Origin of the sequence: Sphingomonas flavescens (genome assembly GCF_030866745.1) — a bacterium.
Taxonomy (GTDB): Bacteria; Pseudomonadota; Alphaproteobacteria; order Sphingomonadales; family Sphingomonadaceae; genus Sphingomicrobium; species Sphingomicrobium flavescens.
Window position 1 is genome coordinate 2,404,330 of record NZ_CP133016.1, and the last position, 24,017, is coordinate 2,428,346.

General features: G+C 64.5%; 24 protein-coding genes. 4 read left to right on the forward strand and 20 right to left on the reverse strand.

Features of this window, described 5'->3' with window-relative positions:
• The first annotated feature begins 163 nt into the window (after nt 1-163).
• On the forward strand, nt 164-442 hold the full coding sequence (locus QU596_RS12305; protein ID WP_308515863.1) for a hypothetical protein: 279 nt from the start codon (nt 164-166) through the stop codon (nt 440-442).
• A gap of 16 nt (nt 443-458) precedes the next feature.
• On the opposite strand, the gene QU596_RS12310 is transcribed toward QU596_RS12305, so the two are convergent.
• From QU596_RS12310 to QU596_RS12375, 14 genes are all read right to left on the reverse strand, one after another.
• Nucleotides 459-1,238 carry a sulfite exporter TauE/SafE family protein gene (locus tag QU596_RS12310; RefSeq protein WP_308515865.1) on the reverse strand — a complete coding sequence of 260 codons (780 nt, stop codon included), beginning with the start codon at nt 1,236-1,238 and terminating at the stop codon, nt 459-461.
• Complete coding sequence (locus QU596_RS12315) at nt 1,238-1,660, reverse strand: protein tyrosine phosphatase family protein (protein WP_308515866.1); 423 nt, start codon at nt 1,658-1,660, stop codon at nt 1,238-1,240. Before QU596_RS12315 ends, QU596_RS12310 begins: the two co-directional genes overlap by 1 nt.
• Nucleotides 1,657-2,109 carry a DUF6691 family protein gene (locus QU596_RS12320; protein WP_308515867.1) on the reverse strand — a complete coding sequence of 151 codons (453 nt, stop codon included), beginning with the start codon at nt 2,107-2,109 and terminating at the stop codon, nt 1,657-1,659. The genes QU596_RS12315 and QU596_RS12320 overlap by 4 nt, the downstream gene beginning before the upstream one ends.
• On the reverse strand, nt 2,109-2,540 hold the full coding sequence (locus QU596_RS12325) for a YeeE/YedE family protein (RefSeq protein WP_308515869.1): 432 nt from the start codon (nt 2,538-2,540) through the stop codon (nt 2,109-2,111). The genes QU596_RS12320 and QU596_RS12325 overlap by 1 nt, the downstream gene beginning before the upstream one ends.
• A 9-nt stretch (nt 2,541-2,549) precedes the next feature.
• Nucleotides 2,550-3,500 (reverse strand): MBL fold metallo-hydrolase, encoded by a 951-nt coding sequence (locus tag QU596_RS12330; RefSeq protein WP_308515871.1) that lies wholly within the window; start codon nt 3,498-3,500, stop codon nt 2,550-2,552.
• Nucleotides 3,497-3,829, reverse strand: coding sequence for an ArsR/SmtB family transcription factor (locus QU596_RS12335; RefSeq protein WP_308515873.1), 333 nt, complete (start codon nt 3,827-3,829; stop codon nt 3,497-3,499). The genes QU596_RS12330 and QU596_RS12335 overlap by 4 nt, the downstream gene beginning before the upstream one ends.
• Nucleotides 3,830-3,873: 44 nt before the next feature.
• The gene (locus tag QU596_RS12340; protein WP_308515874.1) at nt 3,874-4,872 is read right to left on the reverse strand and encodes a protein-disulfide reductase DsbD domain-containing protein; all 999 of its coding nucleotides are present in this window, start codon (nt 4,870-4,872) and stop codon (nt 3,874-3,876) included.
• Nucleotides 4,873-4,886: 14 nt separating this feature from the next.
• Complete coding sequence (locus tag QU596_RS12345; protein ID WP_308515875.1) at nt 4,887-5,534, reverse strand: DsbA family protein; 648 nt, start codon at nt 5,532-5,534, stop codon at nt 4,887-4,889.
• Nucleotides 5,535-5,747: 213 nt separating this feature from the next.
• Nucleotides 5,748-7,298: a 6-pyruvoyl-tetrahydropterin synthase-related protein gene (locus QU596_RS12350; protein ID WP_308515877.1), complete on the reverse strand. Its 1,551-nt coding sequence runs from the start codon at nt 7,296-7,298 to the stop codon at nt 5,748-5,750.
• Between the two features lie 129 nt (nt 7,299-7,427).
• Nucleotides 7,428-9,794: a polyribonucleotide nucleotidyltransferase gene (gene pnp, locus QU596_RS12355; RefSeq protein ID WP_308515879.1), complete on the reverse strand. Its 2,367-nt coding sequence runs from the start codon at nt 9,792-9,794 to the stop codon at nt 7,428-7,430.
• A 166-nt stretch (nt 9,795-9,960) separates the two neighbouring features.
• The gene (rpsO, locus tag QU596_RS12360; protein WP_308515881.1) at nt 9,961-10,230 is read right to left on the reverse strand and encodes a 30S ribosomal protein S15; all 270 of its coding nucleotides are present in this window, start codon (nt 10,228-10,230) and stop codon (nt 9,961-9,963) included.
• An 18-nt stretch (nt 10,231-10,248) separates the two neighbouring features.
• Nucleotides 10,249-11,211, reverse strand: coding sequence for a tRNA pseudouridine(55) synthase TruB (gene truB / locus QU596_RS12365; RefSeq protein ID WP_308515882.1), 963 nt, complete (start codon nt 11,209-11,211; stop codon nt 10,249-10,251).
• Complete coding sequence (locus tag QU596_RS12370) at nt 11,211-11,828, reverse strand: thymidine kinase (protein WP_308515883.1); 618 nt, start codon at nt 11,826-11,828, stop codon at nt 11,211-11,213. The genes truB and QU596_RS12370 overlap by 1 nt, the downstream gene beginning before the upstream one ends.
• Nucleotides 11,829-11,873: 45 nt before the next feature.
• Nucleotides 11,874-13,475 carry a S41 family peptidase gene (locus QU596_RS12375; protein WP_308515884.1) on the reverse strand — a complete coding sequence of 534 codons (1,602 nt, stop codon included), beginning with the start codon at nt 13,473-13,475 and terminating at the stop codon, nt 11,874-11,876.
• A 148-nt stretch (nt 13,476-13,623) separates the two neighbouring features.
• Between QU596_RS12375 and QU596_RS12380 the strand changes: the two genes are divergently transcribed.
• The 3 genes from QU596_RS12380 (at nt 13,624) to QU596_RS12390 (ending at nt 17,135) form a co-directional block, all read left to right on the forward strand.
• Nucleotides 13,624-14,610: a mechanosensitive ion channel family protein gene (locus QU596_RS12380; protein WP_308515885.1), complete on the forward strand. Its 987-nt coding sequence runs from the start codon at nt 13,624-13,626 to the stop codon at nt 14,608-14,610.
• 117 nt (nt 14,611-14,727) lie between these two features.
• Complete coding sequence (asnB, locus tag QU596_RS12385) at nt 14,728-16,602, forward strand: asparagine synthase (glutamine-hydrolyzing) (RefSeq protein ID WP_420030923.1); 1,875 nt, start codon at nt 14,728-14,730, stop codon at nt 16,600-16,602.
• Nucleotides 16,599-17,135, forward strand: coding sequence for a phosphatase PAP2 family protein (locus tag QU596_RS12390; protein ID WP_308515886.1), 537 nt, complete (start codon nt 16,599-16,601; stop codon nt 17,133-17,135). Before asnB ends, QU596_RS12390 begins: the two co-directional genes overlap by 4 nt.
• Here the strand turns inward: QU596_RS12390 and QU596_RS12395 are convergent.
• From QU596_RS12395 to nusA, 6 genes are read right to left on the reverse strand one after another with little or no spacing between them, the layout of a single operon-like run.
• Nucleotides 17,132-17,689, reverse strand: coding sequence for a GNAT family N-acetyltransferase (locus QU596_RS12395; protein ID WP_308515887.1), 558 nt, complete (start codon nt 17,687-17,689; stop codon nt 17,132-17,134). The two genes, QU596_RS12390 and QU596_RS12395, sit on opposite strands and share 4 nt — an antisense overlap.
• Entirely contained in the window at nt 17,682-18,770 is a 1,089-nt protein-coding gene (locus tag QU596_RS12400) for a glycosyl transferase (protein WP_308515888.1), read from the reverse strand. Before QU596_RS12400 ends, QU596_RS12395 begins: the two co-directional genes overlap by 8 nt.
• Complete coding sequence (gene rbfA / locus QU596_RS12405; RefSeq protein WP_308515889.1) at nt 18,767-19,159, reverse strand: 30S ribosome-binding factor RbfA; 393 nt, start codon at nt 19,157-19,159, stop codon at nt 18,767-18,769. Before rbfA ends, QU596_RS12400 begins: the two co-directional genes overlap by 4 nt.
• The gene (gene infB, locus QU596_RS12410) at nt 19,160-21,685 is read right to left on the reverse strand and encodes a translation initiation factor IF-2 (protein ID WP_308515891.1); all 2,526 of its coding nucleotides are present in this window, start codon (nt 21,683-21,685) and stop codon (nt 19,160-19,162) included.
• 12 nt (nt 21,686-21,697) lie between these two features.
• Complete coding sequence (locus QU596_RS12415; protein WP_308515893.1) at nt 21,698-22,405, reverse strand: DUF448 domain-containing protein; 708 nt, start codon at nt 22,403-22,405, stop codon at nt 21,698-21,700.
• Nucleotides 22,386-24,014, reverse strand: coding sequence for a transcription termination factor NusA (nusA, locus tag QU596_RS12420; protein WP_308515894.1), 1,629 nt, complete (start codon nt 24,012-24,014; stop codon nt 22,386-22,388). Before nusA ends, QU596_RS12415 begins: the two co-directional genes overlap by 20 nt.
• Nucleotides 24,015-24,017 lie beyond the last annotated feature (3 nt).

Here is a 24,017-nt window from a genome sequence, read left to right on the forward strand (position 1 = left end):
CGGATAATTCTGCAGCCGATACGGTCTCGAATAACTTAAATCAATGCGAATGAAGGGCTTAGGTGGGGTGCGGTCAGTGTCCCGCTTAAGCACAGCGGCGTCTTTGCGATTGCCTGACCGCGAGACGCGGCCATTGATCGGTGCAATCAGTAGGAGCGTTGCGATGCGGAATTTTGGAAAGCGGATCGATGGCATTGGTGGACGCCGGCGGATCAAGCGGCGGCCGGTAAGCATCCAGGCCACCGCATCCAGTGTTGGAGACGCCACGCGCGGACTGATCATCGAGGACATTTGCCTCAACGGTGCTCGCGTAATGGGCCGCAACTTGCCGCGCGAAGGCGCCGAAATTCTGCTTCGTCGCGGCAGCCAGGCGTTGCTGGGCGAGGTCGTCTGGGCAGCAGAAGATCGTCGCGGGATCGTATTTAGCGGCGCGCGGCGCTGAGCCCGGGTCGCGCCAACTAGACGGCGAGACCGGTCTTCCAGAGCATGTAGGCGGCAACGAGGAAGATGAGGGCGGCAAAGACGGTCGAAAGGTGACCGCCGCCCGACAGGCGCTTGGCCGCTCGGGTGCCCGCCATGCTACCGAGGAAACCGCCGGCGATGAACAAGCCTGCGAGGGGCCAGTCGACCAAGCCCGACAGCGCATAATTGGCTGCCGTCGTCAGGCCAAAAGCCGTGACCGCCACGAGCGATGAGCCGACCGCGTTTAACATTGGCATGCCGGTGGCCGCGATCAGGCCGGGCACGATCAGGAAGCCGCCGCCGATTCCAAAAAAGCCGGAAAAAAGGCCAGCGCCGAAGCCGAACAGCAAAAGCTTTAGCGCATTGTCGCGCCCGAGGCGCACGCCGGCATTGCCGGTATGCGCGCGGCGGCGGAGCATCAGCACGCCCACGACGATCATGACCAGTGCAAACAGGAAGAGCAGCTTTTGACCATCGAACGCCTTGCCGAGGGTCGAGCCGATCGCGGCACCGACAATCCCCGCGACGGCAAATAACGCCGCGCAGCGCCACTTGACGTTGCCGATCCGGTGGTGACTGACCAGGCCCATCGCTGCGTTGGCAGCCACCGCGAGCGCGCTGGTGCCAATGGCGACGTGCGGCTGTGGCACGCGAACAAGGTAAACCATCAGCGGCACGGCGAGGATCGATCCGCCTCCGCCGACAAGGCCGAGAACAAACCCAACCAGCGCGCCGGAAAATGCGCCAAGCAGATACTGAATGGGCTCCAGCGCCATTAGGCCGCGGCGCCCTGCTCAAGCCTGGGCCTGAGGGCTTCGATGTCGTACCCGGCTTCCTTCACTGTCGAGATAATCTCGTCGGCACTGCGCTGACCGGCCTGCGAAAGGGCCCACAGCATGGTGGACCGGGTGCCGGTGCGGCAAAATGCAAGCACTGGTCCCTCGTGCTGGTCTAGCGCCCCGGCAAATTTGTCCACGTCGGAGGCGCCGATTTGCCCAGGGACGACTGGAATGTGGACATAATCGAGCCCGACCTCGCGGGCGGCATGGGCGATGGACTCGGAGGAGGGTTGGCCGGGTTCCTCACCGTCGGGGCGATTGTTGATGACCGTCCGGAAGCCAGCCGCCGCGCGCGCAAGTTCGGCCGGTGGAACGAACGTCGATACGGACAAGGTCTCGGTCAGCTTTTTCACGGTCATTGACGCGCTCCTGCGATGTTGGGAGGGAAACCGTCGCGAGCCTCGGCGTAGCGCTGGTGCAGCCACATGCCGGCAAGCATGGCGGCGACGAACAGCCAGTTCTGCCAATAGCCAAGTACCAGACCCGCGATCGCCGGTCCGGGACAGAGGCCGGCCAGCCCCCAGCCGATGCCGAAGAGGGCTGCGCCGGCAAGCAGGCGCGGTTCGATCTCGCGGTTCTGCGGAATGCAGAATTCGGTTGCCATCAGGGGCGCGCTCATCCGGCGAACGATTGCGTAGGCAATGGCGGAAGGAACGAGGGCGGCAGCAAGAACGAAGGCGAGCGCAGGGTTCCAGTTACCGGCAAGATCGAGGAAACCCAGCACGCGCGCGGGATCGATCATGCCCGACAGCGCTAGACCCGCGCCAAAGAGCACGCCAACGATCAGCCCAGGCAGTCCGTGGCGCATCAGCTCGCCCCCGGCAGGTGACGGACGACGTAAACGGTGACGAAGCCGGCCGTCATGAACGTACCGGTGGCGGCGAGGGAACGGGGCGACAGACGGGCTAAACCGCAGACGCCGTGACCGCTCGTACATCCGTTACCCAGGCGCGTGCCGAATCCCACCAGCAAGCCGGCAACGATCAGCACAGGCATTGAGGAACTGATGGTTACGGAAGGCCGGCCAAGCGCCGCGACGACTAATGAAGTACCGGCGAGGAGACCAAGAATGAAATTGGCTGCCTGGAGCCAGGGAGGCCCGCGATCGGCGATTCGAACAGCAGTCGCCGCTATGCCGCTGACGCCCGCAATGCGCCCCGACAGTATCAGCAGAAGACCGGCTGCGCTGCCGATCAGCAGACCACCAGCGCTCGCCCAGATGATGTCGTGGCTAGTCACGTCCTCTACTCAGAACAGGTTGATCGGGAGCTTGAGGTAGCGGGTGCCGTTAGACTCCGGCTCGGGCAGGTGACCGGCGTTGATGTTCACCTGCAGCGATGGCAGGATGAGCTTCGGCATCGACAGCGTGGCGTCACGCTCGGTGCGCATGCGGACAAAATCGTCCTCGCTGACGCCGTCGTGCAAATGGACGTTGCCAGCCCGCTCGGCGATCACAGTCGTTTGCCAGACGTATTCGTCGCGATTTGGCGCCTTGTAGTCATGGCAGAGGAACACCCGCGTCTCGTCCGGCAGCGACAGCAAGCGGCGCACCGAGCGATACAGCTGCCGCGCATCTCCGCCCGGGAAATCGGCCCGTGCCGATCCGTAGTCGGGCATGAAGATGGTGTCGCCAACGAAGGCGGCATCACCGATGACGTAAGCCATATCGGCAGGCGTGTGGCCGGGCACGTGGAGTGCCACGAGCGCCAACTCGCCGATCGCCAGTCGGTCGCCGTCCTTGAGGAGCAGATCGAACTGCGATCCGTCGCGCGCGAACTCAGACCCCTCGTTGAAGATTTTGCCGAAGACTCCCTGAACTGCGATGATATCTGCTCCGATCGCGATTTTTCCGCCAAGCCGCTCTTGCAGATAGGGTGCCGCCGACATGTGATCCGCATGCGCATGAGTCTCGAGAATCCATTCAAGCTCGAGACCGCTTTCTTCCACATACGCAATCAGCGCGTCCGCGGAGGAAAAACCGATTTTCCCAGACGGCTGGTCAAAGTCGAGGACGCTGTCGATGACTGCCGCTTTGCGGGTCATCGGGTCGTGAACGACGTGTGTAGCCGTAAATGTCGGCTCGTCGAAAAAGGTCTTCACCTGGGGCTGCGGGAGAACGCCGGTAATCGTTCGCTCAACGAGCACGTTGGCGTCGCGAAGGGCGGGATCTGCAGCCAGTGACCGGTCTCGATTCATCATCGGTCTCCGTTTCCCAATTCTGGGCAATAAAGTTCATGTAAAACCGCGAGGACGCGATGGACCTTCGGATCGGCGACCCGATAGAAGACCGTTTGCGCATCCTTGCGGGTCGCAACGAGGCCATCCTCGCGGAGCCGGGCCAAGTGCTGCGAAAGCGCCGACTGGCTCAGTCCGACGCGACGCGTCAGCTCACCGGCTGAAAGCTCATAGCGCTCGCTGAGATGGCACAGAACGAGAAGCCGCGACACATTGCTGAGCGATCGCAAGACGCCCGCGGCTTCTGCGGCCTGCAGCGAAAAGTCCGAGAGATTTGTATCCGCCTCAGCCATCGACACTCCCTTCGTTGAGTTATTTAGCATATTCTAATATACATTCAAGGGCGACGACTGCGCCGTTTGATGAGCAACGCCCCGGCAATGACCGCGGCGGCCAATGCAATGATCATTCCCAACCGCAAATTGGGAAGCGGTGCCGCCTGGCTAGCGTTCTTCGGCTTGGCGAGAGGCGGCTCCGTCGGGGCCTGCGCCGACAGTCCAGCGGTGGGCGAGGCTGGGGATAAAGAGGCGTCGGCTTTTGCGCGTGCTTCCGGCTTCGGCGGCGGGGCGGACCGGATCAGCGAGACGCGATAGCTTGAAAGGCCATCCGTAACGACACCGTCGATGCGCCCGATCTTCGTGCCCCCCGGGATCGAAATTTCCACTGGCTGCGCATTGGAAATTCGAGCTTGCGATGGATCGAACAGGCCGTTCTCGTCTGGAAAGAAGTGGGCGGTCCGTGGACGGAGGCGAGCCAAGTCCGGCATCGCCAGCGTTATTATGTTGCCGGCAATCCAGTATCGTCCTCCGGCAAGCTTGCGTGGCACCTCGTCAGAGGCTCGCCGCAGCATCGGCGCGTCGGCTGCGGGGGTGCCGTTGCCCGCGATCATGTCCAGTGAGAACTGCGCGCCTCCCGGTACACAAAGGTCGTTGGAGCAAACTGCCCAAGTCAGGTCGGCGCGAACGGGAAGCGTCGCCCCAGGGGTCACACTGGACGGCACCTTCATGCGCGCCACGAGGATATGCTGTCCCGCGTGGACATAGCTGACCACCCCCATCGACTTGAACAGGGTCGGAGCCGGGTGGAGCAACGGGCCGAACGTGACGCCCTTGGGAGCGGTCCATCGGACTTCCGGCGCGATCCCGTTGCCGCCGGCGTTGCTCCAATAGCCATGCCAACCGGGTTTGGGATCCATGCGGAATCCAACCAGCACCGTCGATCCCGGGCGCGGCGACAGGGTGGAGGCGATCAGCTCGACCTTCATCTGCGGCGGGATCGCGGCCGTCGCTGGCGTCGTCAGAGTCAGTGCCGCTGCTGCCGCGGCAGATACTGCCATCCGTGGAAAGATGGTCACTTCGCGCTCGCGGCGCCCTTCAACTTCGCTCTCGCGTTGGCGACCGACTCTTGCAATTGCTTCAACGTCATTCCCCCGAAGCTTTGAACATCGCCGATGATGAAGCCGGGTGTGCCCTCCAGCGCGATCAACTGAGCCTGCTTGTCGTTGCGCGCCAGTAGGTCTTCGATCTCCTCGCTATGCGCGGAAATATCTCGCTGGATGCGGTCCCAATCGGCCCCCGCGAGCTTGACTGCTGCCCTGATCTTCTCATCGTTTAGGGGAAGCGGCGTTTGCATCAGCGCATCGTGGACGGCCTCGTGCTTGCCCTGATACTTGCTTCCGATAGCGATCAGTGCGGCTTTGGACGAAGCGGCGCCGAAATTGGGCCAATCGCGGTAAATCACGCGGACCTTGTAATCGCTTGCGAGCAATTGCTTCAACGGGCCGTGCGTCGCCCGGCAATAGGGACATTGATAGTCCATATATTCGACGATCGTGACGTCGTAGGACTTTGGCGTGACAGAGGGCGCTACGGCGTCGTCGGTAAAATAACGGCGCTGTTCCTCGACGGGTGCATTGTCGTCGAGCGTCGTCGGGGACGTCCAGGCAATTGCCGGGATTGACAGGAACAAGGCTAGGGCACCGACGACGCTTTTACTCACGCAAACAACTCCTGAAAAAATCAGACTTAGCTAAATTAGAATACGCTGATATTGTGTCAACCTTCGATCTTGGTTCGAATGGTCGATAGAGGGTGATCAATACGCGGAGAGCGATGAACCGAGGATGGGGAAAGCTGGTGACCGGGCGCCGAAGGCGCGGCTACACCAAAAGCTGTCGTTTTGCGCTTGGAAGGGAAGGCGGACGCTAGTCGCTTAGACCCAGCGGAACTGCCACTTGGGTCGGCTCGCTAACCGATCCCGCAGGGCTGGCAGCATGATCAGCACCAAGAGAAACAAGTTAATGAGGCTCACGGCCTTGCCTGCCGCCTCGGCAGGGGTCGAACCTAACTCCGCGACGCAGTCTTTTCCCCGGTAGCTCAACAACTTGGACTCCGGCGCTGGAAACCCGGCGGTCCGACGATTGCCGCAACTAACCTGCCATGCGGGGAAGTAGAAGCGGGCCTCCGTCGTCATGTCGCCCGTGACCGTTTTTGCCGGATGCTTCCGGGCGACGTCGCGGGCCCAAGTCGACGGCCAGCTGTAGGGACGATGGCCGGGAGGAAGGTTGTCCGGCACGTCCGCATGCGCGCGAACATCCGCCGCCGTGACGCCTTGATCGACCGGCTTCGCGGCGATCGTGAAGGCGCTGATCGTGAGAAGCGGCAACAGTCGCAGTGCCAAACCCTCCGACGCCCAGGGCAATCGGGCTATCGCTGTGGCGAGGCCGAATTCGGCGATGGGCAGCAACCGGAATGGGAACTGAACCGATCTTAGCATCGGCAATTCCCAAACGAGCGGTATGGTGCCGATCGTCAGCAACAGACACAGCAATCCAAGCACGGCCCATGCGCTGCGATTTCGACAGGCGAGCATGGAAAGCGGCAGCGCCAGCGAAGCGGAGATCACGAGAATCCCGATGTAGGCGCGACTGGCGCGGAACTCCGGATTCCAGAAGGTCCAGTTGCTGGGCTTTAAGATCGGATTCGACCAAAGGCTGGCGGAGTCGCGGTACGGTTCGAGCCAGAAGGCGGGGACCCAGTAAACCGCCGCCAAGCCGATCCCCGTCGCGAGGGCCAAAGCGATCGGCAGCGCATTGGCGCGTTCGCGATGGATGCGGGCGGCAGCCATTGGAGCGACAAGAAATAGGGACGTCAGCAGTGCCAGTGGAAGATGGGTCGCAATGAGGGCCGCGTAGCCAAGGGCAACCAGGATAAACGATCCGGATCGTGTCTGGTTTACGCGCCATACGCCCGCCGCAAGAAGCGGGATGATGGCCGTTGCCATGAACTCCGCGAGGGCGCCTCGATTGTAGCAGTTGAACGTATGGTAGGGCGCGACCATGAACACCAAGGTTCCAAGAAACGGGTTTTCGGTGTCGCGTCGAAGCCAGAAATACATGGCGGCGCCCGACGCAAGATATCCGGCGAAGAAGGTTGCTGCCAGCGCATCGCTGACCTTCAACCCAAGCAATAGGAATGGCGTACCGGCGTAGAAGGCCAAGGGCGGATAATAATAGAAAACAGGGGATCCGAGGCCGCCATGCGATTGGGGCAACCACCGGGGGTAAGCAACGCCGCGGCCAATCTCACGCGCGAACTGCTCTAGCCAAACCTGATCGATCCAGAAGGAGTCGTTGAGCCGCGCCGGTCCAATGGCCAGCGGCAATGTTAGGATGCACGCAGCAACGACGATGAATGTCGCGGCTTGTAGCCGACCGAAGTCCCGCGACCGCCGCTGCTCTTCGATGATCGTCGCGACCAACATCGGGAGGCAGTACGCAATCGTGGTTTATTCCGCGTAAACGTACGGCTTCGGCCCCCGACAGATCGCATATAAAAAAACGGCCCCGCGGTCATGCCGCGAGGCCGTCTTCATGGGCATTTGGTCTGACGTTTAGTCGTCGTTGCCCGTCAGGAACGCGGGGGCGAACTCGGGCGCTGGGCCGTTGTCGTCGCCACCACCCTCACGGTCACGGCGCGGGCCCCGATCACCCCGGCCTTCGCCGCGGGGACTACGGTCACGGTCGCCGCCGCGTCCGCCGCCTTCGCGCCGCGGACCACGGTCGCCGCCACGGCCACCGCCGCGATGACGGTCGCCACGGCCTTCGCCGCGCGGGCCGCGATCACCACCCTCGCGCGGTTCGCGCGGGGGGCGGGTGTCTTCGAGCTCGGCGCCGGTTTCCTGGTCGACGAGGCGCATCGACAGGCGAACCTTGCCGCGCTGATCGACCTCGAGCAGCTTGACCTTGACCTCCTGGCCTTCGCTGAGGACGTCGCGGACGTTCTCGACGCGCTCGTTCTTGATCTCGGACACGTGCACCAGCCCGTCCTTGCCGGGCATGAAGGTCACGAAGGCGCCGAAATCGACGATGCTGGCGACCTTGCCGGTGTAGATGGTGCCGACTTCCGGTTCCTGGACGATGCCCTGGATCCACTGGCGCGCGGCCTCGATCTGCGACAGGTCGGACGAGCTGATCTTGATCAGGCCTTCGTCGTCGATGTCGACCTTGGCGCCGGTCGTGGCGACAATCTCGCGGATGACCTTGCCGCCGGTGCCGATCACTTCGCGGATCTTGTCCTTGGCGATCTGCAGCGTTTCGATGCGCGGCGCGTGGGCGCTGAGCTCTTCACGGGTGTGGTCGAGCGCCTTGGCCATTTCGCCGAGGATGTGCGCGCGGCCGTCCTTCGCCTGGGCGAGGGCGGTCTTCATGATTTCCTCGGTGATGCCGGCGATCTTGATGTCCATCTGCAGCGAGGTGATGCCGTCGCTGGTGCCGGCGACCTTGAAGTCCATGTCGCCGAGATGGTCCTCGTCGCCCAGGATGTCGCTGATGACCGCGAAATCCTTGCCTTCGAGGATCAGGCCCATGGCGATGCCCGCGACCGGCGCCTTCAGCGGAACGCCCGCGTCCATCATGCTGAGCGAACCGCCGCAAACCGTCGCCATCGATGACGAGCCGTTGGACTCGGTGATGTCGGAGAGGACGCGGATCGTGTAGGGGAATTCTTCCAGGCTCGGCAGCATCGGGTGCAGCGCGCGCCAGGCGAGCTTGCCGTGGCCGACTTCGCGGCGGCCCGGCGCACCGAAGCGGCCCACTTCACCGACCGAATAGGGCGGGAAGTTATAGTGCAGCATGAAGCGCTGATAGGACAGGCCGTCGAGGCCGTCGATCATCTGCTCGGCGTCCTTGGTGCCAAGCGTGGTGGTGCAGATCGCCTGCGTTTCGCCGCGGGTAAACAACGCCGAACCGTGGGTACGCGGCAGGAAGCCGACCATCGCCTCGATCGGCCGGACGGTCTTCGTGTCGCGGCCGTCGATGCGGCGGCCTTCCTTGAGGATCGCGCCGCGGACGATGTCCGCTTCGAGGCTCTTCACGAGCTTGGAGGCGACGAGCTGCTCCTGCGGCTCGGCGTCGGCGAAGGCTTCCTTGGCCTTGTCGCGGGCGGCGTTGAGGGCAGCCGAACGCTCCGACTTGTTGGTCAGTTTGTAGGCGGCCTCGACGTCCTTGCCGATGAGGTCCTTGAGCTTGGCCTTGACCGCGCTCTTGTCGTCGGCCTGCGCCAGTTCCCACGGGTCCTTGGCGGCCTTTTCGGCGAGGCTGATGATCGCGTCGCAAACCTTGCGGCTGGCTTCGTGGCCGAACATCACGGCGCCGAGCATGACGTCTTCCGACAGCTCCTTGGCTTCGGATTCGACCATCATCACCGCGCCCGGCGTGCCGGCCATGACGAGGTCGAGGTTGCCCTCGGCGACTTCGGTGCTGGTCGGATTGAGGATGTATTCGCCGTCCTTGTAACCGACGCGGGCGGCGCCGATCGGGCCCATGAACGGAACGCCCGAAATGGTGAGCGCGGCCGACGCGGCGATCATCGCCAGGATGTCGGGCTCGTTCTCGCCATCGTAGGAGAGGACCTGCGCGATCACGAGGACTTCATTGTAGAAGCCTTCGGGGAACAGCGGGCGGATCGGACGGTCGATCAGGCGGCTCGTCAGCGTTTCCTTTTCGGTCGCCCCGCGCTCACGCTTGAAGAAGCCGCCCGGGATGCGCCCGGCGGCCGAGAATTTTTCCTGGTAGTGGACGGTCAGCGGGAAGAAATCCTGACCCGGCTTCACCGACTTGGCGGCGGTGACGGCGCACAGCACGACCGTTTCGCCGAGGGTCGCGAGCACCGCACCGTCGGCCTGGCGGGCAACGCGGCCCGTTTCGAGCTTGAGGGTCTTGCCGCCAAGATCGATTTCAGCAGTTTTGATATTGAACATTCTTGTTCCTTCAGTCCCGGCGGCCGGATGCCGACCGGTTCAGCATTTGCAGGCTAGCCGGCCTGCTGCGGTTCGGGGCGTCTAAGCTGCCCCATGGACGCCCCGCCGAATTGCGGGACTGAACATGTGCGAAGCGGCCCGCTTAACGGGCCGCCTCAGGGATTTGTTACTTACGGAGACCGAGCTTCGCGATGAGATCGGTGTAACGCTGCGCGTCTTCCTTGCGGAGGTAATCGAGCAGCGACCGGCGCTTGTTGACCATCATCAAAAGGCCGCGACGCGAATGGTTGTCTTTGGCGTGGCTCTTGAAATGCTCGGTAAGCGTCTGGATGCGGCTTGTCAGGATCGCGATCTGGACCTCGGGCGAACCCGTGTCGTTCTTGTCGCGGGCATGTTCCTTGATCACTTCCTGCTTGCGCTCGGCGGTAATCGACATCGTTTCACTCCTATTCTTTTAAAGGTTGAACCCCCTGACGACCTTCAGGCCGTCGGCCGTTGCTTCGACCAGCGCGACCGGGGTTTCGCCCAGCATCGCAAGCTGAAGCCCCGGCGTTGCGGGGAACCCGGCAAGCCTTTGCCCATGACGGAGCAACTGAGCCTGGTCGGGGGTGACGGGGAGGGCCGGGATGTCGTCCAGCGCCGCGGTCAGCGGCAGTACCGTCCTCGTCAGTGCGCGCGCCTTAGCGGTTTCTTCCAGAAAGTCCAGCGAAACGGCCTGTTCGAGCCCGAACGGCCCGGCGCGCGTACGCCTTAGATAGGAAACGTGGCCCACGGTTCCAAGCGCATGCGCGATGTCGCGGGCGAGCGAGCGGATGTAGGTGCCCTTGGAGACGGTGGCCGAGAGGGTGATTTCCTCCATTTTTTCGTCGTGCCAGCGAAGGCTGGCATCCATGTTCTCGAGAATTTCTGCCTCGGGCCGACATGGACCCCAGCCTTCGCTGGGGTGACGAATTGAGAGGGACTGGATCGTAACGCTGCGTGGCCTCATCTCCACTTCCTCGCCGGCGCGAGCACGGGCGTAGGCGGCTTTGCCGTCGATCTTCAGCGCGGAATAAGCCGGGGGGACCTGTTCGAACGGTCCGGTGAAGCGCGGCAGCACCGCCTCGATCTGGTCGCCTGCAGGACGCACGTCGCTCGTCGCGATCACCGCGCCTTCCGCGTCGAGGGTGTCGGTCTGTTCGCCAAACTTGATCGTGAAGTCATAGACCTTGGTGGCATCCAGCATTCGCCCGGCAAGCTTGGTCGCTTCACCGAGCGCGATCGGCAGCACGCCGCTGGCCAGTGGATCGAGCGTTCCGCCGTGGCCGATCTTGGTCTTCGGCTCGCTGGCCTGGCGCAGGATGCGCTTCAACGCCGACACGCAGGTCGTCGATCCAAGCCCGAGCGGCTTGTCGAGAACGATCCAGCCGTGGAGCATCAGAAGCGCGGGAGCTTGAGGCTCAGCTGGCGGGCTTCGCTTTCGCGAAGCCGCTCGAGGAAATGCTTGCGGCAGAGGGCGATGTAACGGTCGTTGCCACCGATTTCGGTCTGCGCGCCGGCCGCGACCGCGTGGCCTTCCGCATCGACGCGCAGGTTCATCGTCGCCTTGCGCCCGCATTCGCACACGGCCTTCAGCTCGACTAGCGAATCCGCCAGCGCGAGGAGCGCGGCGGAACCGGGAAACAACTTGCCCTGGAAGTCGGTGCGCAGGCCGTAGCAGAGCACTGGAATGCCGAGTTTGTCCGCGACGTCGCAGAGCTGCAGCACATGGCGCTGCGTGAGGAATTGCGCTTCGTCGACCAGAATGCAGTCGAGCTTGCGGCGCTTCAGCTCGTCGGTGATGGCCTCGAACAGGTCGACCCTTTCGTCGTAGACGTGCGCCGGCGCCGACAGCGCGATCCGCGAGCCGATGACGCCCGCCCCGGCGCGATCGTCGAGCCGCGCCGTCCACAGCATCGTCTCCATCCCGCGCTCGCGATAATTGTAATCGGCCTGCAGCAGCGTGGTCGATTTCCCCGCATTCATCGCGGCGTAGTAGAAATAGAGCTTGGCCATGCGCGTGGCTGTTTAGCGCGGTCGCTTCCGACCGGCCACTTCGGTTTAGCGGCGTCTGTCCATATCCTGCCGGATGGCGTCCAGCGCGGGATCTCGCCGGGCCACATAGCTTGCCCAGGTCGGCGGCGCAGCGATGTCCGGAGCCAGGCTCGCGACGTTCATATCGTCGCAATAATCCCTGGTTGGACAGGGCTTGGGCGACAGGCTGTGCGCCCCGTTGGCGAAGTGAACGTAGAGGCCCGAATAGGGCAGGATGATGTTGCCGCCTTCGGCCCAGAAATCGAGGCCGTCGCCTACCGGCTCGCCAACAATCCTCACCGGCCGCGCCTCGCGCAACACCGCCGCCGCGACGATACCAGCGGAGAAAGTGGCTCGACCGGTAACGATGTAGACCGGCACATCGGCAGGCGCGCTCTTCACTGCATCGACCAGCTTCGGCGTTATCGACCCATTGCCCCCGGTGTTGAAGCGGACGTCAACGACGATCACGCGCGGACGCTTCGCGGTGATGGCCGCTGCAACGCGCGATGCGAAAGCCGAAAGCTTCTCGTCAGGCGCGTCGGCCGCGCGGTTGTACTGGATGAACAGCATCCCGTCGGTCGACTGGTCGTCGAACCAGTAGTTCTTGTCGGGATGGCTTAGGTATAGCGGCGGCGCAGATCCGGCGAGCTGCTGCTTCCAGTCATCCGGCGGGCCAGCATATTTCGGCGCGAGATCCCACCAACTTTCGAGCGGCTTCGCGGATTTGGCGAGTGGCAGCGGGGCGATCTCTGCTGTGCCGGAAGCCTTGCAGCCGCTGAATTGGTATCGGACCTGATCGGCGGTCGGAACGATGCCCGCGCCGTGCAGGACATCCGACGACGTGAGCGAGTAAGCGCTCATGTACGTCCGCCACGTTGGCGAGCCGGCGAACAGATCGTCGACTTTGGCCTTCGCCGCCAAGGCTGCCTGGCCACCGACGCGGTCGATCCGGCAGCCAAGATAGCGCGCATATTCGGGCGCCGCGCGGACGACGCGCAGCTCCTTGCCGAACCACCACGCGCGGATCGGCATCCGGCGGACTTCCGTGCGGTTGCGAAGGATGTAAAGCCGAGTGTGAGCATTGTTCGCCAATGCGGCGATGCGCGCGATCTGAACGACGATTGCGTCATCGGAAAGCCGCGGCAGTTCCCTGCGCAATTGTTCGATCGCGCGCTTCGCCGCCGCTTTCTCCGCCGCGTCGAAGCTACGGTCGAAGGCGAGGACGCGATCGCGGATGGCGTCGAGGTCGCGCGACCAGCGGACGACCCTGTCTTCGGTTGGCGGATAGCTCGCGATGCGCTGCAGGCTGAATGCGAACGTCTTGCCGGACTGGCTCATGCTCCCGACGAGCCGGTCGCCTTCAACGTGACCGGTTACGCGCAGCGCATCGCGATCTTTGCCGATTGTCGTGTCGAGGGTGGATACGTCCAGCGTTTGCTTAAGATCGATGGTCTGGCCCAGAACGAACAACGTCGCGTGACCGTGATCTCCCGGCTGGATCTCCAGCCGGAGAAAGGTAGGCCAGAGATCGGAAGCGGCTTCGCCTTCCCAATTGCCCGCAACCGGTGTGGCCCGAGCCGACGTGGCAATCATCAGCAATGCCAGAAGGCCTACGCGAACAAACATGAATCGTCTCCTGTCCGGATGCACATCGTGACGCGCTTCAACTGCGCTACAAATGTCGCGCGACGAACGGGCGGCGGGGTTAGATCAATGAACTGAGCCTATCGAAACGGCTGTTGGAACGCGGTTTGCTGGCGGCTGTTGCGTATAGATGCATCACGACCAGCCGTTCCAACTGTTCGGCGTGACACTAATTGGCGCGACGGCCGAGAACGGCCGCAAGCTGCTGTTGACGATTGTCTTCGTGCTCGTCGCCTGGATAATCTCGAAGCTTCTGCGACTGATACTTGCGCAGTTTATCAGAACCCGGACCGGCACTCGTTTTAGGTTCTGGGCCAAGCAGGGTGTCAGCCTAATCATCGCGGCAGCCGTGCTGATCGGCATCGCTTCAATCTGGTTCGACAATCCGACGCGGCTAGCCAGCGTAGTCGGCATCATCGGCGCTGGCATCGCCTTTGCCATGCAGCGCGTAATCACCGCGATCGCCGGCTACTTCGTGATCCTGCGTGGCAAGACGTTCAATGTTGGCGATCGGATCGTCATGGGGGGCGTTCGCGGCGACGTGATCGACCTCAGCTTCATGCAGACGAGCATCATGGAAATGGGGCAATCCGCGAAAGAGCAGGGGGACGCTCCGTCCATGTGGGTGCGAAGCCGCCAGTTCACGGGGCGCATTGTCACTGTGACCAATGACAAGGTCTTCGACGAGGCCGTGTACAATTACACGCGCGAGTTCCCCTACATCTGGGACGAGCTTAACCTCCCGATCAAATATGGAGACCAGTGCGGTCGAGCCGAGGAAATCCTGCTGAAGTCGGCTCGAAAGCACGCGTTGTCCGGTCGGCAGCTCGGCGATGAGGAAGTCGGTCGCCTACGCGAGCGGTTCGGCATCCAGCCCGGGGAAATCGATCCTCGGGTCTACTGGCGGGTCACGGACAACTGGCTCGAGCTCACGGTGCGTTTCTTAGCGCCGGACCATGCAATACGGCCCATCAAGGATGCTATGAGCCGGGAGATTCTGGCGGACCTGACCAAAGCGGGTATCGGCATCGCTTCGGGCACCTACGAAATCGTCGGGGTACCGCCACTGAGGGTCGAGACTGCGGCGCCAGAAGGGGCTGATACGCCGTTAACATGAACAAACTGTAATTCGGTCCCTGACATCCCTGTCAGTATGCTGCTCAGCGAACTGGCCAGGGCGGAGGGCGCCAACATGTGCGGCATTGCAGGCTGGTATCGCCGACAATCGCGACCCGTGACACAACCGGTTGTGGGCGCGCAGTGCGATCGCCTCATCCATCGTGGCCCCGATGACGCTGGCTATTTGATTGACGGCGACTTCGGCTTCGGGATGCGACGCCTTAGCATCATCGACGTTGCGGGCGGGCATCAGCCTATCGACAGTGCGGACGGCCGATACGCGATCGTCTGCAACGGCGAGATCGTAAACCACCTCGAACTTCGCCGCGCGCTGGACGACTATCCGTTCCGCAGCGGCAGCGATGTCGAGACATTGCTTGCCGGTTACGCGGCGTGGGGCGACGACGTCTGGCTGCAAGCCGAAGGAATGTATGCGGCCGCGATCTGGGACCGGGCGACGCGGACGCTGCTGCTGGCGCGCGATCCGCTGGGCATCAAGCCGTTGTTCGTGAGCGAGCAGCAGGGCGGTATCGCATTCGGGTCCGAGATCCCCGCGCTGCGCGCGGTGCCCGGCTTTCAGTTCGATGTCGATGAAGCCGGGGTCGACGACTTCTTCCGCTTCGGTCACGTGCTCAGCCCGCGCTCGATCTTTCGGCAGGTTCGTTCGGTGCCGCCCGGCCACCTCCTCCGCCTGGGTCCCGTGGGCGAGGCGACTGAAACGCGATTCTGGTCACCGCGGATCGCGCCGCTGGCGGGCCGCAGCGACGGCGCCTGGATCGAGGAAACGCGAGCGCGCGTTCTGGAGACGGTCGACCGACACATGATCGCGGACGTGCCGATCGGCGCCTTTCTGTCGGGCGGCGTGGATTCCGGCGCGATCGCGGCTGCGATGACCGCGTCCGCGGGCCGCGGCGTGACCGTGTTCACTGCCGGCTTCCCCGGGTCGAAGATCGATGAAACCGAGGCCGCGCGCGAGGTGGCTCAGCATCTCGGATGCAACCACGTCGTGCTGCCCATCGAGCCGGAGACGGCGGCCGACATCCTGCCCGCAGTCCAGCGTGCCTTCGACGAGCCGACGGCCGCCAATTCGGCGGTGCCCCTGTGGTATCTCTCGCGAACCGCCGCCCAGCATGTGAAGACGGTGCTGTGCGGTGAGGGCGGGGACGAGGTATTCCTCGGCTACAACCGGCAGCGATGGGCGGAGCGGATGCGCCGCGCGGCGCCGATCGTCCGCGGTGCGGGAGGGTTGGGCTTTCTCGACCGATTGCAGTTCGGCTCCCGCAAGATGAATTACCTGCGCGATTATGCTGTCCGGTTCCGGGATGGAGCACTGCTACCCGGCGGATGCGATCGGTTCTTCGCGGCGGTCACGATCACGCCGCCTGCCGTGCAGGATCGACTTTACGATCACGACTTTCGCGAGCGGCAGCATCGCGTGGCGCACGCGGAATGTGCGGCGCTCTGTGCTTCGGCACCCAGCGAGATCGACCAGTTCATGCTGGGCGACATTACGGTGCACATGCCATCGTCGCTGTTGCAGCGGCTCGACCGCGCTTCAATGGCGCATTCGCTGGAAGCGCGAGTTCCATTCCTATCGCACAAGTTTGTCGACTGGGCGCTGACCATGCCCGCATCGATGAAGATGCGCCACGGCGTCGGAAAATATGCGCTTCGCCAGGCTGTGCGGCCTTGGTTGCCGCAGCGGGTGCGAAAGGGTCCGAAGATGGGTTTCCAGATGCCGCTGGCCGACTGGTTTACCGGCGGATTCAGCAATTTCGCCTTGGAAGCGTGGACCCAGTCCGGCGCGTCGCAGGCAGGTTTTCTCGACGAGCGGGAGGTGGAACGGCTGTTCGACGAGCATCGCCAGGGCTTCGCGAACCATGGGCGCCTGCTTTACGCCATCGCCATGTTCGGATGCTGGTGGAACGATCAACGCGCGACGCCAGGGTCACCGATACGTCGCGAGATCGGCGTCGCCGCGGCGGCATGAGGCACTATTGGCTGCTCCCGCTTTGTGGGGCTGCTCTGATCACCACGCCTGCGCATGCGGATCCGAAAAGCTGGAACACCGTCAGCAATATCGGCCGGGACGGGTTGGTGGTGGCCGCGCTCGGTCTGCCGGTCGTCCAGCGCGACTGGCGAGGCGCGGAACGGTCGGGCCTGTCGATGGGCGCGGCAAGCATCGTCACGTTCGCCCTAAAACGTTCGATCAATGAGCGGCGGCCCGATGGCAGCGACATTCAGAGCTTCCCGTCGGGTCACACGTCGGTGAGCTTCGCGGCAGCGGCGACGCTGGAAAAGCGCTACGGTTGGGCGGCGGGGATACCGGCGCACATCGTCGCCGCACTGGTCGGTGTTGCGCGGGTCAAGGCGGACAAGCATTTCGTGCATGACGTCGTTGCCGGCGCGGCGATCGGCGAGGCCTCAGGCTGGCTACTGACCAGGCGCAAGAACGATCGCGTCCAGTGGCTGCCGTGGGGAGACGCGCACGGCGGCGGCATGGCGATGTCGATGCGGTTCTAGCCCGCGAAACCTTCCCATTCGTCGCGCAGGATTGCGAAAAGGACCGTGTCGCGGACGTGGCCGGTCCAGGTGATGCGATCCGCGCGAAGCAGGCCTTCGCGGACGGCACCGAGTTTCTTCATCGCCGCCTGACTGCGCGCGTTGCGATGGTCGACTCGAAACTCGACGCGACGGATGCCCGCGCTGAACGCGCGTTCGAGCATCATGGCTTTAACGCGGCGGTTGAAGCCGGTGCCGCGCAAGTTTGGACGGTAATAGGTGCCGCCGATCTCCAGCACCTGCCGGCCGGGATCGATGCCGAGAAAACTCGACATGCCGGCAAGCTCGTCGCCATCGAACAGGACGAAGGTGCGGTTGGCGGGACTGGCGACGTAGCGGTCGATGCTGGCGTCGAAGCTATCGGGACCGAAGTTGTTGGCGTAGATCTGCCAGATGTCGCGGTCCTCGGCACAAGCGGCCTTCAGGGCTTCGCGCTGCGGCTCGGCAAATGGCTCGGCGCGGCAATTCTCGCCGAACATGGGGGCGGCGAGGGCGGCTAGATCCAGCTCAGCCATTGCGCGCGAACTCCAGGATCGCTTGTGCCTGACGTTCCGAGGCGGGAACGGGGCTTTCATCTATGGACGCGGCGAGGCGCTCGCGTTGCAAGGCTTCGAACTGCGGTTGGACCTCGTCCGCGCGGGACAGTGCGGCGGGCAGATCGGCCAGGTCGTCGATGACTTGGCCGAAATGCCAGTGAGCGTAGGCCGGGTCGTCTTGCCAGTCGCGGCGATCGAGGTTGAGGAAAATGCACGGGCGCGGGGTGCAGATGAACTCGTAGACCTGGCTCGACACGTCGCCCATGTAGACACTCGCGCCCTGCGTATATGTCATGTCGATCGAGCGAACGCTGCCGCGGTCGATGATGATGTTGGGCGCGCTTGATGCGACAACGGGGCCGCCGCGAAGCCGCACGTGGGGGGCAGCGACGAAATTCCAGTCGGCAATGGTTTCCATCGCGCGCACGACCTCGGCGCCGTGCTTGATCCAGGTGGCGACCTCGGCGTCGAAATGCGGGTTGTAGAGCGCGATCGGGTGGTCGTTGGCGAACAGGCGCGCGGGGGTCGGCCGCACCAGCTCGAACTTGCCGTAGCCGACGACCTTGATGTTTTGGTCGGTCCCCAGGCCGCGGTCGATCAGGCGTTGCTTGTCTTTGGGCCCATTGACCAGCGTCAGGTCGAAATTGGCGTGCTTCGGGTCGTAACCACCCTCGCGGTCGCCTGCGCCATGCTTGAGGTGGATCATTCGCGGGTGGAAGCCTGGCAGATGCCGCAACCAGGAACTGGTCGTCTCCGTGGTGACCAGCACCGGAAAGCGAGCAAAAGTCGCTGCATTCAGTAGCAGAACCTTCAGGCGCCAGGGCGGGTCGAACAGGCCGCCGCCCGCGCCACGCAGGAGCCTGATTCGAAGGCTCCCATCCGGATCGAACGAGCGGACATAATCGGCACCGACGTGTGTAGAAGACAGGACGGTCACACGCACGCCGGGCTCCCGCGCGAGACGGAGCGCGGCGGGCAGCCAGTGCGCGAACTGATGCGCCTGGGAAATGGCGATGAACCCAATGTCGATGGTGCCGCCGTTCGCGGCGCCACGGCTCATTCCTCGCCGAGGTCCTGCGCCACCTTGTCCGACCGCAATATGCGATCGATGTGGCTGCTTTCGTCGAAGCTCTCGTCGATGATGAATTTCAGGCGCGCGGCATATTTCATGCGCACGCGGTGCGCGACTTCGCGCTGCAGGAAGGCGGTGTTTTGGCGCAGCGCCTTTAGCACCGCCTGCTCGTCCTGGCCGAGCAGCGGCTTCACGAACACCGTCGCGTGGCGAAGGTCGGGCGACATGCGGACTTCCGTCACGCTGACGAGGTGCGATTGCAGCGTGTCGTCATGCACGTCGCCGCGGGCAAGCAGCTCGCTCAGGATGTGCCGCACCTGCTCGCCCACGCGAAGCAGGCGAACGCTGCGGCCTTCCTGAGTTTCGGTGCGGCGCATTTAGAGCGTCCGCGCGCGTTCCTCGACCTCGAACACTTCGAGGCTGTCGCCAGCCTTGATGTCGTTCGTGTCGGCGAGCAGCACGCCGCATTCGAGACCCGCGACCACCTGCGCGACGTCGTCCTTGAAGCGCCGCAGCGAACTGATCGTCGTCTTGCTGACGATGACGTCTTCGCGGGTGAGGCGGGCATTGAGGCCCTTGCGGATCTGGCCTTCGAGGACGAGCAGGCCGGCGGCCTTGTCCTTCTTGCCGGCCGGGAAGACTTCCTGGACCCGCGCACGGCCGACCACCGTCTCGATGATCTCCGGACCGAGCTCGCCCGCCATCGCACCCTTCACCCAGTCGGTGAGGTGGTAGATGACGTCGTAGTAGCGGAACTCGACCTTGTTGCGCTCGGCGACTTCACGCGCCTTGGCGTTCGGGCGGACGTTGAAGCCGATGATCGGCGCGCCGCTCGCGCTGGCGAGCGTGACATCGCTCTCGGTGATGGCGCCGACGCCCGAGTGGAGGACGCGAACGCGCACTTCGTCGGTGCCGAGGCGATTGAGGGCCTGGACGATCGCTTCGACCGAGCCCTGCACGTCGGCCTTCACGACCAGCGGCACTTCCTTCACGGTCGACGCATGCGCCGCGAACATGTTCTCCAGGCTGACCGGAGCACTGGTGGTGCGCTTCCGGTCGAGCACGCCCTGGCGGTAGGACGCGACTTCGCGGGCGCGGGCCTCGTTCTCGACCACCGTGAACGGATCGCCGGCTGACGGCACGGCGGACAAGCCGAGCACTTCGACGGGAACCGACGGGCCGGCTTCCTTCACCTGCTTGCCATGGTCGTCGATCAGCGCGCGGACCTTGCCGCTTGACGCGCCCGCCACGAACACGTCGCCGACGCGCAGCGTGCCGCGCTCGACCAGCACGGTCGCCAGCGGACCGCGGCCCTTGTCGAGCCGGGCTTCAATGACGGTGCCGTCGGCGGCGCGGTCGGGATTGGCCTTGAGCTCGAGAATTTCCGCCTGGAGCTGAATTGCCTCGAGCAGCTTATCGAGGTTGGTCTTCTTGAGCGCCGAGACTTCGACGTCCTGCACGTCACCGCCCAGATCTTCGACGATGATCTCGTGCTGCAGCAGCTCTTCGCGGACCTTCTGCGGCTTGGCTTCCGGCTTGTCGATCTTGTTGATCGCGATGATCATCGGCACGCCGGCGGCCTTGGTGTGGTTGATCGCCTCGACCGTCTGCGGGCGCAGGCCATCGTCCGCCGCCACCACCAGGATGACGATGTCGGTGACGTTGGCGCCGCGGGCGCGCATGTCGGAGAAGGCTTCGTGGCCCGGCGTGTCGAGGAAGGTGACCTTCGACTTGTCGGGCAGCGCAACCTGATAGGCGCCGATGTGCTGCGTAATGCCGCCGGCTTCGCCCGATTGCACGGAAGCGCCGCGGATCGCGTCAAGCAGCGACGTCTTGCCGTGGTCGACGTGGCCCATGATGGTCACCACCGGCGGGCGCGCCTTCAGCGTCTCCGCCGCATCGACGTCCTCGGACTGGTCGATGTCGACGTCGCTTTCGCTGACGCGCTTGATGCGGTGACCAAATTCGGTGACCAGCAGCTCGGCCGTGTCCTGGTCGATGGTCTGGGTCAGCGTGACCGGCGAGCCCATCTTGAACAGGGCCTTCACCAGATCGGCGCCGCGTTCGGCCATGCGATTGGCGAGTTCCTGCACCGTGATCGCCTCGGGGACGACGACGTCGCGGACCTGCTTGGCCGACGGGCCGGATTCCATGTGGTGCCGCTTTTCCTTTTCGCGCGCACGGCGGAGCGCGGCCAGCGAGCGGGCGCGGCTGTCGTCCTCGCCCGAAAGGGCACGGGTGACAGTGAGTTTGCCGCGCTGGCGTTGGTCGTCGCCGCGGCCGCGGCTCGGGCGCGCGGGCTCGGGACGGCGCGGGGCGGGGGCATGACCGCCGACCGGGCGGCGAACCGGCGCACCCCCCGTGCTTTCGCGGGCAGCGGGAGCCGCCGGCTGCTCGGGTTCGGCCGGCGCTTCGGCGGCGCGGCGCGCTTCTTCCTCGGCAGCCAGGCGCGCCTGCTCGGCGGCGGCTTCCTCGGCTTTGCGATTCTCCTCGGCGCGGCGCTTCTCGTCCTCGCTCTGGGCAGTTTTCGAGCGCTCCTCGCGCTGGCGCGCTTCCTGCGCCAGGCGCAGGCGGTCTTCCTCGGCCTCGCGCTGCATGCGCTCAAGGTCGGCGCGACGCTGCGCGATCTGCTCGGCTTCGGACAGGCGGCGCTGCGGCGGCGCGGCGGGCGCAGCCGGCTTCGGCGCCGGCTTGGGCGCTTCGGCGACGGGCTCGGGCTTGGGCGCCTCGACCGGCGCGGCCTCGCCCGGCTTGCCCAGGATGCGGCGCTTCTTGACCTCCACGACCACCGTATTGGAGCGGCCGTGGCTGAAGCTTTGCTTGACCTTGCCGGTCTCAACCGTGCGCTTGAGGCCCAGCGGCGGCCGGGTGCCAAGCTTCGGTTTGTCGGTCTGATCGCTCATTCTATTCCTTCGTCAATTTGCTTCAGCCGAGCCGTCTTCCAAGGCGGGTTCGCCGCCTTCAGGACCACGATCGGGGCCAGTAAAAGCCCGCCAACGCTTGAGCGCGTGCTGGACACGCGAAGCGGCGGCGGGATCGGTCAGGGCGACATGTACCACATTGTCGCGCCCAAGTGCCATGGACAAGATAGTGCGCGACGCGGGGAATATCACCCCCTGCGCCGCGCCGCCGCCCACGCGCCAGGCCTGGTCGAGCTTGCGGTTGCCGTCGTCGCCAGCATCGGCGGCATGGATCAGCAACGCGACCTTGCCGGAGCGTGCGGCGACCTCGACCTTGTCGGAGCCGTTGATGAGGTTGCCGGCGCGCGCTTCCATGCCGAGGCGGTCGAGCGCCGACTGGCGAAGCGCGGCCTCGGTCCGTTCGCCGAGATCGGCGGGGACCGACACCTCGTTCGTCTTGAACGCACGCTGCAGCGCCGGCTTCAGCTTGCCCTTGGCGTTGGCCAGATCGATCTCGCCGCGGGTTACGCCAATCCAGGCACCGCGGCCCGGCGCACGGGCACGGACATCCGGCGCTACCGAGCCGTCCGGGCCGAGCGCGAGGCGGATCAGCTCGTCGCGCGACGCGGTTCGGCGCGACAGGATGCAGGTGCGCTCGGCGACGTGCCGGTCGCGCGCTTCCGGATTGTCGGGGCTTAGATCGTCATTGCGAGGACTCCGCATCGGCGGCCTCCTCAGTTTGGGCCGGCGCTTCTTCGTCTTCGAACCAGTGCGCGCGAGCGGCCATGATGATCTCGTTGCCCTGCTCGTCGCTCAGGCCATAGTCGGCGAGGATGCCGCCCTTGTCCTCGGGCCGGTTGCTCGGCTCGCGCTGACGGCGCTGTTCGGGGCGCTTCTTCTGCACCAGTTCATCGGTGGCGAGATCGGCGAGATCGTCCAGCGTTTTGATGCCGGCCTTGCCGAGCGTCACGAGCATTGCTTCGGTCAGGTGTGGCATCTCGGCCAACGCGTCCTCGACGCCGAGGGCACGACGCTCTTCGCGGGCGGCGGCTTCGCGCTTGTCGAGCGCTTCGGTCGCGCGGCTCTGCAGCTCGGCGGCGATGTCGTCGTCGAGGCCTTCGATCGACGCGATTTCGTCGATGTCGACGTAGGCCACTTCCTCAAGGCTGGTAAAGCCTTCGGCGACCAGCAGCTGCGACAGCGTCTCATCGACGTCCAGCTCGTTCTGGAACAGCGACGAGCGCTCGACGAATTCGCGCTGGCGCTTCTCGCTGGCATCGGCCTCGGTTAGGATGTCGATCTGCGAGGCGGTGAGCTGCGAGGCCAGGCGGACGTTCTGGCCGCGGCGGCCGATGGCGAGGCTCAGCTGGTCGTCGGGAACGACGACTTCGATGCGGCTCTCTTCCTCGTCGATGACGACGCGGCTGACGGTCGCCGGCTGGAGCGCGTTGACGACGAAGGTCGCCGTGTCCTGGCTCCACGGAATGATGTCGATCTTCTCGCCCTGCAGTTCCTGGACGACGGCCTGGACGCGGCTGCCCTTCATGCCGACGCAGGCGCCGACCGGGTCGATCGAGCTGTCATGGCTGATGACGCCGATCTTGGCGCGGCTTCCCGGGTCGCGGGCGGCGGCCTTGATCTCGATGATGCCGTCGTAAATCTCGGGCACTTCCTGCGCGAACAGCTTCTTCATGAACTCGGGGTGCGCGCGGCTCAGGAAGATTTGCGGGCCGCGCGCTTCGCGGCGGACGGCCATGATCAGCGAACGAATGCGGTCGCCGACGCGGACCATTTCGCGCGGAATCTGCTGGTCGCGCCGGATGACGCCTTCGGCTCGGCCAAGGTCGACGACGACGTGGCCGAACTCGACGCGCTTGACGACGCCGGTGATGACCTCGTTCGCGCGCTCCTTGAACTCTTCATACTGGCGCTCGCGCTCGGCGTCGCGAACCTTCTGGAAGATCACCTGCTTGGCGGCTTGGGCGGCAATGCGGCCGAATTCGATCGGGGGCAGCGGGTCGACGATGAAGTCGCCGATCGACGCGCCCTTCTGAAGCTTCTCGGCACCCTTGGGGTCGATCTGCTTGAAGTGATCCTCGGGCTCCTCGACGACTTCGAGGACGCGCCACAGGCGGAGGTCGCCGGTGTTGGCGTCCAGCTTGGCGCGGATGTCGTTCTCGGCGCCGTAGCGGGCGCGGGCGGCGCGCTGGATGGCGTCTTCCATCGCCTCGATCACGATGCCCTTGTCGATCAGCTTCTCGCGCGCGACGGCGTCGGCGATCGCGATCAGCTCGGCCTTGTTGGCGCTGACGGCAGCGGGTGCGGTGGCCATGGA